Raw genomic sequence first — 235 nt, 5'->3', positions numbered from 1 at the left:
TACCTGAGTATATGTTACCTGGCTTTATGATGCAGATTGATGCCTTGCCACTGACTCCAAATGGGAAGCTGGATGCAAAAGCACTGCCAGAACTAAATGCATTAGCAGGACAGGAATATATGCCACCAAGAACTAAAACAGAGAAAGTCATTACGGACATATTTGAAGAAATCTTAGGAATATCTCCAGTCGGAATAGAAGACAGTTTCTTTGAACTTGGCGGAGATTCTATTAA

Annotated in this window: 1 protein-coding gene; it reads left to right on the top strand. The window is 40.0% G+C overall.

The features are described 5' to 3' along the window. On the top strand, positions 1-235 hold a 235-nt coding region (locus G9F48_RS19575; protein WP_165410002.1), incomplete at both ends, for a phosphopantetheine-binding protein.

It is taken from the genome of Bacillus sp. EKM420B (assembly GCF_011065565.1).
GTDB lineage: Bacteria > Bacillota > Bacilli > Bacillales > Bacillaceae > Bacillus > Bacillus velezensis.
This window is presented reverse-complemented; position numbering and strand designations above follow the sequence as displayed.